Origin of the sequence: Bacteroides sp. GM023 (assembly GCF_014750685.1) — a bacterium.
Taxonomy (GTDB): Bacteria; Bacteroidota; Bacteroidia; order Bacteroidales; family Bacteroidaceae; genus Bacteroides.
Genome location: NZ_JAAXGE010000014.1, coordinates 345,538 through 360,240, shown reverse-complemented (window position 1 = coordinate 360,240; position 14,703 = coordinate 345,538). Strand labels below are relative to the sequence as shown.

The window sequence follows — 14,703 nt, the reverse complement described above, 5'->3', positions numbered from 1 at the left end:
CTAAATTATGCTACTATTACTTCAGGCAACACAAGCAGCGGATTCCGTGCAAGTGGCCGCAGATAAAATGATGGAACAAGCCATAGCCAACGCCGAAGGCTTGGACAAACTCTCGTTAATAACCCAACAACTGGTTGATTTCGGTATCCGTGCCGGAGAACGTATCTTGATAGCGGTAATTGTCTTTATCGTAGGACGTTTCCTTATTTCAATGCTTAACAAATTTATCAGACGTCTTCTGGATAGGCGGAAAGTCGATATAAGTATCAAGACTTTTGTCAAAAGTCTTGTAAATATAACATTGACTATTCTGTTAATCATTTCAGTAGTCGGTGCACTGGGTGTTGAAACTACTTCTTTTGCAGCCTTGTTGGCATCTGCCGGTGTGGCTGTCGGTATGGCTTTGTCCGGCAATTTGCAGAACTTTGCCGGCGGATTGATTGTACTGCTGTTCAAACCTTATAAGGTAGGTGACTGGATTGAAAGCCAGGGTGTTTCGGGAACAGTGAAGGAAATTCAGATATTCCATACTATCCTGGCTACAGGGGACAATAAAGTGATTTATATTCCGAACGGTGCAATGAGCAGCGGAGTCGTGACTAACTATAACACGCAAACTACCCGTCGTGTGGAATGGATTGTCGGCATCGACTACGGAGAAGATTATAATAAAGTACAGCAAATCGTCCGTGATATACTGGCTGCCGATTCGCGTATCTTGAATGAGCCTGCTCCGTTTATCGCCCTTCATGCGTTGGATGCCAGCAGTGTGAATGTCATCGCCCGTGTATGGGTGAACAGTGGCGACTATTGGGGAGTATATTTTGATATAAACAAGGCTATCTACGAAACCTTTAATGAGAAAGGTATCAATTTCCCGTTCCCGCAACTTACCGTACATAAGGGAAACTGATTATTGCATATTATATAATAAAATAGTCTATAATAAAAAAGGAGAGAGTCTCACTGAATGTGGAACTCTCTCCTTTTATTATTAAAAAACTTGTCTGGTGTGATGAATGAAATTTCTTTTATTTGATGCCGAAGTCTTCGACCAGTTCATATCTATCTTCTTTGATTCCCAATACATGGTTAATCTTCCTTCTCTTCTCAAGGTCTTTAAAGTAGTCTTCTACAACCTGATAGAGGTCAAAGTTGGTAGTAGAACCGGCGGCTAAATCGAGTGACTCCACCATCTTCTCCACGGCCTGATGGATTTTCTCTGCGTCTATCAGATGCAGTTCGTTGCTGTGTATTAAATATTTTTCCATAACTGCAATGTTTTAATGTTATATCGTTATAACGTTTCACAGCGACGGAAAGTTCAATGCACCAATCACTGCATTTTAGATTTTGGCAAGTGCCTGTTCCAGGTCGGCAATCAAATCATCAATGTGTTCCGTTCCGATAGACAGGCGGACACTGCCCGGATAAATTTCCTGTTCGGCAAGTTCCTGTGCAGTCAGTTGTGAATGGGTGGTACTTGCGGGATGAATCACCAGTGACTTCACATCGGCCACATTGGCAAGCAGGGAGAATATCTCCAGACTGTCGATGAAACGATGCGCTTCTTCCTGCCCGCCTTTCACTTCGAAAGTAAAGATAGAGCTTGCACCGTTCGGGAAGTAACGCTGATACAAGGCATGGTCGGGATGGCTGGGCAATGACGGATGATTCACTTTCTTCACTTTCGGATGATTGTTTAAGAAATTCACAACTTTCAATGCGTTTTCTACATGACGTTCTACACGCAATGACAGAGTTTCCAGTCCTTGCAGCAAGATGAAGGCATTGAACGGACTGATAGTTGCCCCGGTATCGCGCAACAGGATGGCACGGATACGGATAGCATAAGCAGCCGGGCCGGCAGCGTCTACAAAGCGTACGCCATGATAGCAAGGGTCAGGCTCGGTGAGTTGCGGGAATTTGCCGGAAGCTACCCAATCGAACTTACCGGAATCAACGATCACTCCACCTAATGAAGAACCATGTCCGCCGATGAATTTTGTAGCTGAATGTACCACGATATCTGCTCCATGCTCGATGGGACGGATTAAATAAGGAGTACCGAATGTATTGTCGATAATCAAAGGAATCTTGTGACGGTGGGCAATTTCCGCTACAGCTTCTATATCTATGATATTGGAATTCGGATTACCCAGTGTCTCAATAAATACAGCTTTTGTATTCTCCTGAATCGCTTTCTCGAAGTTGGATAAATCGCTCGGGTCAACGAAAGTAGTTGTAATGCCATAACTGGGCAGCGTATGTGCCAGCAGATTATAACTTCCGCCGTAGATGGTTTTGGCTGCTACGATATGGTCGCCTGCACGGGTGATATTCTCGAAAGCATAAGTGATGGCGGCAGCACCCGAAGCAACTGCCAGTCCGGCTACTCCCCCTTCGAGGGCGGCAACGCGTTGTTCAAAAACTCCCTGGGTGGAGTTAGTCAGACGACCGTAGATATTTCCCGGGTCTTGCAGGCCGAAACGTGCGGCAGCATGAGCCGAATTGTGGAATACATAAGAAGTAGTCTGATAGATAGGTACTGCACGGGCATCTGTTGCCGGATCTGCCTGTTCTTGTCCTACATGTACCTGTAAAGTCTCGAAGTGTAAATTCTTTGTTGCCATAATCGTATGTTTTTGAGGTTTAATATTCTTTCTTTATTTTCTTGCAAAGTTAGAGTGTGTGGAGTTATCGAACAATATATGATGAAAATATAGAAAATAATGCTATTTTTGTGCTGATATATAGAATGAATAATTGCTTTCATTCTTTGAATTTACCTTTTAGAAGAATATTATTCTATGAGTACATTAGAAAAACTGGATAAAGTGGATTTGCAAATACTCCGTACTTTGCAAGAGAATGCCCGCCTGACTACCAAAGAGCTGGCTGCGCGGGTGAGTTTGTCATCAACCCCTGTATTCGAACGGCTCAAACGGCTCGAGAGTGGCGGTTATATAAAGAAGTATATCGCCGTACTCGACGCGGAAAAGCTGAATCAGGGATTTGTAGTGTTTTGTAGTGTGAAGCTTAGGCGGCTGAATCGGGATATTGCTGCCGAATTCACCCGAATCATACAGGATATTCCTGAGGTGACCGAATGCTATAACATATCGGGCAGCTATGATTACCTGCTGAAGATTCATGCTCCCAATATGAAATATTATCAGGAGTTTATTCTGAATGTATTAGGCACGATTGATAGTTTGGGGTCGTTGGAAAGTACCTTTGTGATGGCCGAAGTGAAGCATCAATATGGGATACATATTTAGTGTCCCAAATATGTTCTGCAGCATACTTAACTTCTTTTCGCATATCCGTAGTGCCATTTAAGAGCAACATCCTTATTTTTAATCAAAAGCTGGAATGATATTTCAAATATGGAAAACATGTTGCCAAATATGGAAAATACAGAGCAAAGTCTGGAAAAAGCAGACGATAATTATAAAGTGCCTAATTTAGAAAAAGGCATTGCAGTGATTGAATATCTTTCTTCACGGGCGGAAGGGGAGACATTGCAGGAAATCAAGCAGGCGCTTGATATATCGCAGACTACTGCTTATCGCATCCTGAATACATTGGTGCGCCTGGATTATCTTTCTTTTAGTGAAGATGCCAAGCGGTATAAATTAACCCGGAAATTGCTGACACTGGGTTTCCGTGCACTGAATGAACACAATCTGCTGGAAACAGTCCTGCCGCATCTGCGTGATTTGAGGGACAGGGTGAAAGAGACAGCCTGTTTCGGTGTATTGGGAGATGAAAAAGGCATTTTTATCGAACAGGCGCGGGGACATCATGCGTTCTGCTTTGTCCTGTCGCCGGGCAAACCTTTTGAGTTGCACTGCTCCGCACCGGGAAAAGCCATCATGGCTTATCTGCCCGTAACCGTCCGCAACCGTTATCTTTCCTATATGACTTTCCCCCGTTATAATTCCCGTACGATTACTTCACGGGAAGCCTACCTGGAAGAACTGGAGAAAGTTTATCAGCAGGGATATGCTTTGGATAACGAAGAAGAATTGAGCGGAGTGATTTGCGCAGGCGCACCTGTCCTGAATTATACGGGATACCCTTGTGGCTCTATTTGGATTTCAGGCCCTAAAGACCGCTTGACGGAAGAACAGTTGCGAATCACCGTGCAGACTGTCAAGGAGATAGCCGGGCAGATTTCGGCCGAACTGGGATACAGGAGAGTTTAAAAGATAACATCCTAAAAACACAAGATACTATGATAAGGAACTTTTTGCTAATTTGCTTGCTCGGCTGCGGCATATCTCTGGCAACGGCCGGAAATCCGCCTTTCTTTACCACGGGCACTGCCGTCAATGGGAAAGGAGAACTGTTGATGACTCAAAAGGGAACAAAACGGCTGGATGTTTTTGCCGCTGACGGGAACACTCTGCTCCGTTCGTATCCGTTCAAAGAAACTCCCACAGGACTTTTGCTTGATGGAGATATAGCATATGTGACTACTTTTGAGAAAACCGGACAGATGGAAGTGCTGTCATTGAAGTCGGGACAAGTGGAAGCCGTGATTCCTACCGGTTCGGGAGCTTGCTATCCTCTATTTGATGCGAACAAGAAACATATATATGTATGCAATCAATTTGCCAATACCGTAAGTGAGATAGAGGTTGCGTCACGTAAAGTGGTGCGAAATGTGAAAGTCTTGCGTGAACCCCTGTCTGCTATATTCAGTAAAGACGGACGATATATGTTTGTTGCAAACTTCTTGCCGGCGCAACGGGCAGACTTGAATATAGTAGCAGCCTGTGTTTCGGTTATTGATATGAAAGACTTTACCAAAGTGAAGGACATCCAACTGGCAAATGGTAGTAACGCTTTGAAGAATATGTGTATTACTCCCGATGGCAAATATATTTATGTATCTCATAATTTAGGCCGTTTTATGGTACCTACTTCGCAATTGCAGCAGGGATGGATGAATACAAGTGCCTTTAGTGTCATCAATGTAGAAAAGCAGGAGTTTGAAGGAGCCGTATTGGTGGACGAGCCCGACCGGGGAGCTGCCGGTATATGGGGAATTGCCTGCGATGAGAAATATATCTACGCAACTCATAGCGGAACACACGAAGTCAGTGTTATCGACCATTCCCGGATGCTGAATAAATTTAGGAGTTATGAGGATAAAAGTCGTTTGGACTACGACCTGACCTTTCTCTATGGTCTTCGCAAAAGGATTCCTTTGCAGGGCAACGGGCCGCGCAATTTCCTGATTTCAAATAATAAACTGATTATTCCCACCTACTTTGCCGACATATTAAATATAGTAGATGTGAATACGCTGTCGGTAGCTGCCGTTAATATGAATATAGGACGTACTGAGACAAAAGAACAAAAAGGGGAGAAATACTTTAATGATGCCGGACATTGCTATCAAGGATGGCAAAGTTGTAACGGATGTCACCCCGGAGATGGTCGTACGGACGGTATGAACTGGGATTTGATGAATGACGGGGTAGGTAATCCCAAGAATTGTAAAAGTATGCTTTATAGCCATGTGACACCGCCCAATATGATTTCGGGTATTCGTGCCAAAGCTGAAATAGCTGTGCGGGCAGGTTTCCGCTATATCCAGTTCTATGAACCTGAAGAAGAAATGGCCGAATGTGTAGATGCTTATATGAAGTCTTTGCGTCCGGTTCCCAGTCCGTATCTGATAAACGGAGAGTTATCGGAGAAAGCTAAGGCGGGAAGGAAAGTCTTTGATAAGTTGAAGTGCGGCGAATGTCATAGCGGGCCTTTCTATACGGATATGAAAATGCACCGGATTGGTGAAGATATAGAATTTGAGAAAGGATGGGATACACCTACGTTGGTGGAGTGTTGGCGTACAGCTCCTTATCTGTTTGACGGGCGTGCTGCCACCATGCAGGAAGTGTTTGAAGTCCACAAACATGGAGTTGACAAGAAGGTTTCAAAGAAAGAAATAGAGGAATTGACCGAATATGTAAATTCCCTGTAAGAAGAAGGTTTATGAATTATTGCGATAAAATACATTACTCCCTGTACATTGCTTCTGCAAATGATTTTTCGTCCATGATAGACGATTTATTGTCGCAGTTGCCCGAAAAAGAGAGCGTGCTACGCCTGGTTTTGTTCGGTACGCCTGCTTTGGAAGAAGAATATGTCGCTTGGCGTCAGATTTTCAAGAGGAAGGCACGTCGTTTTTTCGGAGATTGCGAACCTGCACTTAGCTATGTCTCACAACCGGTACTAGATGCACCTTTAGTATTGGAAGTGCACAGTTATCGCCCCGATACGGACGAACGGATTTCGTATCGCCGATATGAGGACATTTCTTATGTATTGGTGGAAAATGAATCGGGACGTTTCCTTTTTGCGGGCGGATTTCGAGGGGATGAATCCTGTACGGACAGAGAACAACAGTCGGCAGTAGCTTTCCGGCAGTTGAGAGGTGTATTGGATAAGGAGTCGTTTCCTGTCAGCAGTATTATTCGCCAATGGAATTATATAGAACGGATAACCGGATATGACGGAGCCGGTCAGCACTACCAGTCATTCAACAATGTGCGTACAGCGTTCTATGCGGAAAGCGACTGGTCGAAAGGGTATCCTGCCGCTACGGGAATCGGCATGGACTTGGGCGGTATTTTGATTGATGTAGATGCCGCGGTGTTTCATACGTCTGATGCTTTCGCCACTCCTATTGATAATAAATTGCAGGTTGCCGCCCATGCTTATTCTGAACAAGTGCTTGAAGAAGCCCGGCAGAAAAAGACTACTCCGAAGTTTGAACGTGCCAAGAGCATGACTTTTTATGACCGACGTTTGGTCTATATTTCAGGAACAGCCGCTATCCGCGGAGAAGAAAGTCTGAAAGGAGTCGGCCTGGAACGTCAGTTGCAGATTACGATGGAGAATATCGCCCAATTAATAGACAACGCCCGTTTGATGATGTTGCGTGTCTACCTGAAGAATAAGTCGGATTATGAGCTTGCAAGGCGGGGACTTGAAAGCTATGGACTGAATATTCCCGTTTCCTACCTGCAAGCCGGCGTATGCAGGGAAGAACTATTGATTGAAATAGAAGGAATAGCGATAGAATAAATACGATACTAATATAAATAATAACAGATAAAAACGATGACTAATTTGAAAAAGTACACCAATGCCGATTTCTATAAGAACGGCGTGTTCCAACAAGAGACTGCTATTGAAGCAATGAAGGAAATGTTTGTTCACTATGACATCCCTTTTACCGGATTTATGGCTGAGAATATGTGGGTAACGGACTTTGGCTTGGGAGATTTCGAAAATGTAGGTATGGGCGGTATCTTTTGGATTAACGACCCGACATACGGTTATTTCGCCCATGCCATTTACTTACTTCCGGGACAGATGATTCCTGAACATGCTCATGTGACAACGGACTTCCCTGCCAAACATGAATCATGGATGGTAGAGAAAGGATGGGTTTACAACTTCTCTGAGATAGGAGAGACTACCCCGGATGCTCCGGCAGTTCCTGCCACGCATGGACCTATTAAAAGCAAGAATTGTGTAAAACAGGAAGTAGGGGATATCTTACGCTTGAAAGAAATGGAAACTTTTCACTTTATGATGGCAGGGCCGGAAGGCGCTGTTGTCTGTGAATGGGCCAACTACCATGATAATGCCGGACTGCGTTTCACTCATCCGACTGCTGCGTTATAAACTGAATATTTCGAATTAGCATAGATTCGACTGAAACAAACCACCATGAAAAACAAGTATCACACATTAGTATTGTTTTTAGTATTTCCTTTACTGACTTCTGTGGCTGCGGCTCAACAGAAGAATACTAAAACGAATGCTTCCGCAAAACAAAAAACTGTATCGACGGCTATAAACCCATCGAAGAAACCTGTCGATGCTTCTTCCGAACGCGAGCTCGTCTTGAAGCAGGCTGCTTATCTGAAAGACGCTTCTTTTGTGAAGAATGCGGTTCAACAAATTGAAACCGAAAAGAAAGTCGAAACTCAAATTACCGGTTATCAAAAGTTGTATAAACAAGTGCAACGCATGCTCCTGTTACAGAACGAACTGAAATGGCTGAATATGGAAGCCGTTCGACTGGCATATGAAGATATGAAGCGGCTTGAAGGATTCGACGCTGTAAAGTATCAGCCTGTTTTGACGGAGCTGGAACAACAAGTGAAGAAGGGATTCGGCAATATCTATAGCGGTGATGAGGCTGTTTTGGCAAATGCGGAAAAGGCGATTGCCAATAAGCGCACTATCCTGCTGGCTAATCCGTTGCTGGATGGAGACAAAGTCCTGACCGTCCGTTATAAATTAGGAAACAGGGACCGCCGGGCGATGGCTCCCGAACTTGGTACGCAGTCGAATAACTGGAGTAACCAGGAATCAGCCCGTCGGGAAGGTTTTGAAGCGGATATTGTTGAATTAAGTGATTTGCGTAAGAATGTGCAGGTTCGTACGGTTTATAAACCTGCCAATACTTCCTCTATCGCTGATTTGAAATTGCATTGGGATGGGGAGCGTGCTATGTTTACCCAAACCATGTCTGATAATCGCTGGAATGTATTTGAAGTGAAACTGAATGGTGGTGATTGTAAGAAACTGATTGATAATCCTGAACCGGATTTGGAGTTTTACGACGGTACTTATCTGCCGGATGGACGTATCATCGCCAATTCGAATATCGGTTATCAGGGAGTTCCTTGTGTCAACGGTAGTGACCCGGTAGGGAATATGGTGCTCTATACACCACAGAATAAAAATCTGCGCCGTCTGACATTCGACCAGGATGCCAACTGGAATCCGGTGATAATGAATAATGGGCGTGTGATGTATACCCGCTGGGAATACACAGACCTTACTCACTACTACACCCGTATCGTAATGAATATGAATCCTGACGGTACGGAACAAAAAGCACTGTACGGCAGTGGCTCGATGTTCCCCAACAGTACATTTGACGTGCAGCCCTTACCTGGTTATGGTTCCGCTTTTGTCGGTATCATTTCAGGGCATCACGGAGTGGCACGTTCCGGTCGTCTGATTCTGTTCGACCCGGCTAAGGCGCGTAAAGGAGCAGCCGGTATGTTGCAGGAGATTCCTTACCGCAACCGACCTATCGTTGAAGAAGTAAAAGACAGGTTGGTAGATGGTGTATGGCCTCAATTTATCAAGCCTTCTCCACTTAATGATACTTACTTCCTGGTCACCGCAAAACTGGATAAGAATGATTTGTGGGGAATCTATCTGGTGGATAAGTTCGATAACGTAACTTGCCTGCACAAGATGGACGGTGAAGGATATATCAGTCCGATAGCCGTACGCAAAACGGTGACTCCGCCTGCCATCCCCGACCGGGTGAAGTTGGACGATAAGCAGGCAACCGTCTTTATACAGGACATTTATGAAGGCGAAGGGCTGAAAGGTATTCCGCGCGGAACAGTGAAGTCACTTCGTTTGCACGCTTATGAATATGCTTATGTACAGACACAATCCGACCATAACTGGCATGGCATTCAGTCGGGATGGGATATCAAGCGTATGCTGGGAACTGTTCCGGTAGAAGAAGACGGTTCGGTTATCTTTAAAATCCCTGCCAATACTCCTGTATCCATCCAGCCTTTGGATAAGGACGGAGTAGCCGTACAGTGGATGCGCAGCTGGCTGACCGGGCAACCGGGAGAGATGGTCTCCTGCGTAGGATGCCATGAAAATCAAAATCAGATTGTCATACCGAAACGTGTGATTGCTTCGCAAAAAGCACCGCACGCTCTGACTCCCCCTGAAGGCGGCATCCGCTCGTTTACCTTTGACCTGGAAGTACAGCCGATTTTGGATCGTGCCTGCATCGCCTGCCATAACGGTGAGGGAAAAGCGTTCGACCTGCGTGGCGGCAAGAAGGATAAGAAAGGATATGGAACATCTTACCTCAATCTTCATCCGTATGTACATCGTCAGGGTGGTGAAGGGGATATGGTAGTGCTTTATCCTTATGAATATCATCCGAATACCAGTGAACTGGTTCGTCTTTTGAAGAAAGGACATTATAATGTGAAACTGACGGATGCGGAGTGGCGGAAAATTTATAACTGGATTGATTATAATGCCCCCGACAAAGGATATTTCAATGCCAATGTGTTGACGTCGTTCCCTTATCAGGGATACAATCAGATAGAACGCCGTAAACAACTGACCGATAAATATGCCGGTGGAGCCGGAGTGGACTGGAAAAAGGAAATTGCCGATTATGCCAGCCAACTGAAGAATAAAGGTGAAATACAACCGGTAATGCCGGAGAAAACCACCCCTGTGAAAGAGAAGGTACAGAAGGTAAAAGGATGGCCGTTTACTGCGGATAAAGTAAAGGAACTGTTAGCCGGTGAAAAAGAAACCGTCAAGGTGTTGGAAATAGCACCGGGCATCCAAATGACATTTGTGCGTATTCCGGCCGGTGAGTTTGTTATGGGCAGTTACGAAGGTGAACCGGATGCTTATCCTACTACCAAAGTGAAGATAGATAAAGCCTTTTGGATGGGTGAACTGGAAGTGACCAATCAGCAGTATAACACTGTATTCCCGCAGCACGACAGCCGCTATGTAGACCAGCAGTGGAAAGACCATGTAGTGCCGGGCTATCCTGCCAATAAACCGGAACAGCCTGTTATCCGGGTAAGTTATAATGACGCAATGGAATATTGCAAGATATTGAGTCAAAAGACCGGACTGAACATCACGCTTCCAACCGAGGCACAATGGGAATGGGCTTGCCGTGGCGGTAGCGACCAGGACTTTTGGTTCGGTAATTTAAATGCTGATTTCGGTAAGAAAGATAATTTGGCCGATGTGACAACTAACAAGTTTGCTGTGATTGGAGTCGACCCGCAACCGATGTCGCCCGAATCGCCTTGGTATAAGTATTATACCTTCCTTCCAAAGGCTGACAATGTGGATGATGGCAGTTTGGTTCAGGTAGGCGGAAAGAAATATGAAGCCAACCCGTTCGGATTATACTGCATGCATGGCAATGTTGCCGAATGGACGCGTTCGGATTATGTACCCTATCCGTATAAAGAGAATTCGAAAAAGGTTTCCGAATATAAAGTAGTTCGTGGCGGTTCGTATATTGAACGTCCGAAACATTCTACTGCTTATTCGCGTAAGGGATTCTATCCTTATCAATGCGTGTTCAATGTCGGTTTCCGTGTCATTATTGAAGATTAAGTGAGTATATTGAAGATAAAGTGAGTATTTGAATGGGAAAAACAAATCTGAAAAGGCTGATTTCATCCTCAACAACTACAATTGTATTGTTGCTTGTTTATGGTGCTGGTTTGGCAGCCGCCACTTTTATTGAAAAGTATCAAGGAAGTGAGGTAGCCAGGTCGATGGTGTACTGTTCTCCTTTGTTTTTCCTTCTTCAATTTCTGCTGGTGCTTAATTGGCTGGCTATCGCCATCCGACAACATTCGCTGAAAATGCGAAAATGGGGAATGTTGATTACTCATGGCGCTTTCGTTATCATTCTGCTGGGAGCACTGGTTTCCCACCTTTATGGTGAGGAAGGTATTCTGCATTTGCGTGAGGGAGAGACGAGCAACCGCTTTGCCGTCCGTCATGCCGATGGAGTGACTTACCATACGCTTCCTTTTAGTGTAGAACTGATGAATTTTACGCTGACCCGTTATCCCGGTTCGTCCAGTCCGTCCGCCTATGAAAGCGAGTTGCTGGTACATATGGGAGAAGAAGTCATTTCCCAGCGGGTTTATATGAATAACGTGCTGGATGTGAAAGGCTATCGTTTCTTTCAAGCTTCTTATGACCAGGATGAACAGGGCACAGTGCTCTCTGTCAACCGTGATGTGGCAGGACGTACAATCACTTATACCGGATACGCTGTTTTGTTACTCGGGCTGGTTTTATGCTTTGTGGATAAGCGTTCGCGGTTTATGCAGCTCGGTCGCAGGTTGAAGGAATTACGTAGTTCAGTTCTCCTGATATTGTCCGTACTTTCTTCTTTGTCGGTTCATGCTAACGATACTTCGACGCAAGTTACCAACGATACTTCGATTCGAGCGACAGAAGCGATGCAAGCACAAGCAACAGAAACAGTTTTGAAGAACGTCATAAATGCCGGACATGCCGCCCGTTTCGGTGCATTGCCCCTTCAGTCGGGAAAAGGACGTGTACTTCCCGCCAACACTTTCTCGTCCGAAGTCTTACGGAAATTACATAAATCGGATACATTCGGTTCTTTAAATTCCGACCAGTTTCTGATTAGTGTCTTGGTAATGCCGGAACTTTGGACGCAAGTACCTTTTATTGCCGTTCCCGGAAAAGAATTGAGTGATTTCTATCATCTTCCCTCTCAACAATGCGCTTATATGGATGTATTTGATGACGATGGGAATTATAAATTGCAGGAGAAACTAGAAGAAGCCTATGGCAGGATGTCTTCTGCACGAACGCGTTTCGATAAAGAACTGATAAAGTTTGATGAACAAATCAATATCTTTCATCAGTTACTCAACTGGCAGTTATTAAATCTCTTTCCGAAGGAAGACGACCCGCAACATACATGGTATGCGCCAGGCGATGACTTGTCTGCGTTTTCGGGGAAAGATTCGATGTTTGTCTCCCGTATCCTGACCTGGTATGCAGAGGAAGTGCAAACTTCTTTTCAGAGTGGCGACTGGACAAAACCGAATGAAATAGTAGGCATGATTTCTACTTATCAACAGGCAAAGAATAAGATAGAAGGTGTTACTCCCGAAAAGATGGAAGCAGAGATAAAGTATAACCGTCTGGATGTATTCAGCCAGTGTAAGAAAGGATATTTGATTTTTGGAGGCTTACTGCTGGTATCTGCTTTCGCTTCTTTATTTAAGCGTATCCGTTGGATACGTTTGTCAGGTTGGGTGTTTTGTGTCGCTATTCTAGCTGTTTTCTTTTTTCATATGTACGGAATGGGAATGCGTTGGTATATCGCAGGATATGCCCCGTGGAGCAATTCATATGAAACAATGGTGTATGTATCCTGGGCTACAGTTTTCGCAGGATTACTGTTTGCCCGTCGCAGTCTGCTGACTTTTGCCTTGGCTACACTGTTCGGTGGGACTATCTTATTTGTTTCGGGACTGAACTGGATGGACCCGCAAATCAATCCACTCGTTCCTGTTCTGAAATCACCGTGGCTCATGTTTCATGTAGCCGTTATTGTGGGTGCGTACGGATTCTTCGGTATCAGTTGCCTGCTTGGATTAGTCAACCTGGTGATGATGAGTCTTAGAAAGTCGGTATTGATACAGCGAATAAAAGAATTGAGTATCATAAATGAAATGTCTCTCCTGATTGGACTTGCTTTGATGACGATAGGAACATTTCTTGGAGCTATTTGGGCAAATGAATCATGGGGACGCTATTGGGGATGGGACCCGAAAGAGACTTGGGCACTGATTACAATGGTCGTTTACGCCATTGTCACTCATCTTCATTTGATGCCGTTCAGAAACAAGTTGTGGCTGTTCAATCTCTCTTCAGTGATTGCTTTCTATAGCGTACTGATGACATTCTTCGGAGTGAATTATTTCTTGAGCGGTATGCATTCTTATGGTCAAAACGACCATGTAGGCGGTATATTTATCTATCTTTTTGCATCGGTGTTTCTGGTGGCATTGCTTGGAATTCTATCTTTCATGGGAAAACAAAAACAGAATAATTAATCGAACGTAATGAAGAATACTATGAAGAATCTTATATTATTATTTACTCTATTGTGCCTGTCACCGATTGTTCAGAGTAAGTCACCCCAACATTTATTGTTGGGTGGCTCCGGTTGGAACAAAATTGCCATTATAAATAAAGAAACAAAAGAAATAGTATGGGAGTATCCTTTGGAAAAAGGATGGGAATGTAACTCGGTAGCAGCTACAAAAACAGGAGAAATCCTCTTTTCCTACTCCAAAGGAGCAAAAATGATAACCCGTGACGGACAGGAACTTTGGAACATTGCTGCCCCTGCGGGTTGTGAGATGCAGACTGCACGTATATTGCCTGACGGTAATGCGTTAATTGCCTGGTGCGGTCATCCGTCTACCATTTTAGAAGTAAATCCAAAAGGGGAAATTCTTTCGAAAACTGAATTTGAAACAGGTATCGAACGTCCCCATTCACAGTTCCGTCAAATAAATAAGAATAAAAAGGGAAATTATCTTGTTCCTTTATTTGCTACTTCTGAAGTGCGCGAAATTGCATCTGACGGTAAACTGCTGAATACCATAAAACTCTCCGGTACTCCTTTCTCCACTGCTTTCCTAAAAAATGGCGACTATTTGGTAGCTTGCGGGGATGCTCACTGTTTCGTGCAGATGGATGCTAGCTCGAACAAGATTATCCGTCAGGTAAATGCCAATGATATAGACGGGTTACAACTATTTTTTGTAGCTCAACTTTTCCCTTTGAAAAAAGGCGGACTTTATATTTGCAACTGGCAAGGACATGACCGTGAAGCCGGTAAGGGTAAACATCCTCAATTGGTAGAGATTGATTCAAATGGTAAAGTGGTATGGCAACTGAATGATAGAGGTAAATTCGGTATGATTTCTTCTGTTTGTCCTATCAAAAAATAGTATCAGACAATTTATTTTGTACATTTGTCAGGTGATATAAATCCTATTCTTCTGACGCAAT

Annotated in this window: 10 protein-coding genes and 1 pseudogene; 9 read left to right on the top strand and 2 right to left on the bottom strand. The window is 44.3% G+C overall.

Annotation, left to right across the window (positions count from 1 at the left end):
• The first annotated feature begins 7 nt into the window (after nucleotides 1-7).
• On the top strand, nucleotides 8-913 hold the full coding sequence (locus tag HC965_RS24035; protein WP_191033855.1) for a mechanosensitive ion channel family protein: 906 nt from the start codon (nucleotides 8-10) through the stop codon (nucleotides 911-913).
• A gap of 118 nt (nucleotides 914-1,031) precedes the next feature.
• On the opposite strand, the gene HC965_RS24030 is transcribed toward HC965_RS24035, so the two are convergent.
• Nucleotides 1,032-1,271, bottom strand: a complete 240-nt coding sequence (locus tag HC965_RS24030; RefSeq protein WP_022139978.1) for a hypothetical protein — start codon at nucleotides 1,269-1,271, stop codon at nucleotides 1,032-1,034.
• Between the two features lie 75 nt (nucleotides 1,272-1,346).
• A complete protein-coding gene (locus HC965_RS24025; RefSeq protein WP_191033854.1) occupies nucleotides 1,347-2,633 on the bottom strand; it encodes an O-acetylhomoserine aminocarboxypropyltransferase/cysteine synthase family protein in 1,287 nt (428 codons plus the stop codon).
• A gap of 177 nt (nucleotides 2,634-2,810) precedes the next feature.
• Here HC965_RS24025 and HC965_RS24020 point away from each other — a divergent pair, with 177 nt between their 5' ends.
• The 8 genes and pseudogenes from HC965_RS24020 (at nucleotide 2,811) to HC965_RS23985 (ending at nucleotide 14,642) form a co-directional block, all read left to right on the top strand.
• Entirely contained in the window at nucleotides 2,811-3,281 is a 471-nt protein-coding gene (locus HC965_RS24020; RefSeq protein WP_022139980.1) for an Lrp/AsnC family transcriptional regulator, read from the top strand.
• Between the two features lie 129 nt (nucleotides 3,282-3,410).
• Nucleotides 3,411-4,211, top strand: a complete 801-nt coding sequence (locus HC965_RS24015; protein WP_223855005.1) for an IclR family transcriptional regulator — start codon at nucleotides 3,411-3,413, stop codon at nucleotides 4,209-4,211.
• Nucleotides 4,212-4,240: 29 nt separating this feature from the next.
• Nucleotides 4,241-5,998 (top strand): YVTN family beta-propeller repeat-containing protein, encoded by a 1,758-nt coding sequence (locus HC965_RS24010; protein WP_191033852.1) that lies wholly within the window; start codon nucleotides 4,241-4,243, stop codon nucleotides 5,996-5,998.
• A gap of 11 nt (nucleotides 5,999-6,009) precedes the next feature.
• Nucleotides 6,010-7,104, top strand: a complete 1,095-nt coding sequence (locus HC965_RS24005; RefSeq protein WP_191033851.1) for an endoribonuclease L-PSP — start codon at nucleotides 6,010-6,012, stop codon at nucleotides 7,102-7,104.
• A 30-nt stretch (nucleotides 7,105-7,134) separates the two neighbouring features.
• Nucleotides 7,135-7,710, top strand: a pseudogene (locus HC965_RS24000) (hypothetical protein); the annotation flags it as partial.
• 45 nt (nucleotides 7,711-7,755) lie between these two features.
• Nucleotides 7,756-11,238 carry an SUMF1/EgtB/PvdO family nonheme iron enzyme gene (locus tag HC965_RS23995; RefSeq protein WP_191033849.1) on the top strand — a complete coding sequence of 1,161 codons (3,483 nt, stop codon included), beginning with the start codon at nucleotides 7,756-7,758 and terminating at the stop codon, nucleotides 11,236-11,238.
• Between the two features lie 32 nt (nucleotides 11,239-11,270).
• A complete protein-coding gene (ccsA, locus tag HC965_RS23990) occupies nucleotides 11,271-13,736 on the top strand; it encodes a cytochrome c biogenesis protein CcsA (RefSeq protein ID WP_191033848.1) in 2,466 nt (821 codons plus the stop codon).
• 21 nt (nucleotides 13,737-13,757) lie between these two features.
• Nucleotides 13,758-14,642 carry a hypothetical protein gene (locus HC965_RS23985; RefSeq protein ID WP_191033847.1) on the top strand — a complete coding sequence of 295 codons (885 nt, stop codon included), beginning with the start codon at nucleotides 13,758-13,760 and terminating at the stop codon, nucleotides 14,640-14,642.
• The last annotated feature ends 61 nt before the right edge of the window (nucleotides 14,643-14,703 follow it).

Coding starts and splice junctions, on each gene's coding strand:
- HC965_RS24035 (WP_191033855.1), top strand. CDS start 8: ATGCTACTATTACTTCAGGCAACACAAGCAGCGGATTCCGTGCAAGTG.
- HC965_RS24030 (WP_022139978.1), bottom strand. CDS start 1,271: ATGGAAAAATATTTAATACACAGCAACGAACTGCATCTGATAGACGCA.
- HC965_RS24025 (WP_191033854.1), bottom strand. CDS start 2,633: ATGGCAACAAAGAATTTACACTTCGAGACTTTACAGGTACATGTAGGA.
- HC965_RS24020 (WP_022139980.1), top strand. CDS start 2,811: ATGAGTACATTAGAAAAACTGGATAAAGTGGATTTGCAAATACTCCGT.
- HC965_RS24015 (WP_223855005.1), top strand. CDS start 3,411: ATGGAAAATACAGAGCAAAGTCTGGAAAAAGCAGACGATAATTATAAA.
- HC965_RS24010 (WP_191033852.1), top strand. CDS start 4,241: ATGATAAGGAACTTTTTGCTAATTTGCTTGCTCGGCTGCGGCATATCT.
- HC965_RS24005 (WP_191033851.1), top strand. CDS start 6,010: ATGAATTATTGCGATAAAATACATTACTCCCTGTACATTGCTTCTGCA.
- HC965_RS23995 (WP_191033849.1), top strand. CDS start 7,756: ATGAAAAACAAGTATCACACATTAGTATTGTTTTTAGTATTTCCTTTA.
- ccsA (WP_191033848.1), top strand. CDS start 11,271: ATGGGAAAAACAAATCTGAAAAGGCTGATTTCATCCTCAACAACTACA.
- HC965_RS23985 (WP_191033847.1), top strand. CDS start 13,758: ATGAAGAATCTTATATTATTATTTACTCTATTGTGCCTGTCACCGATT.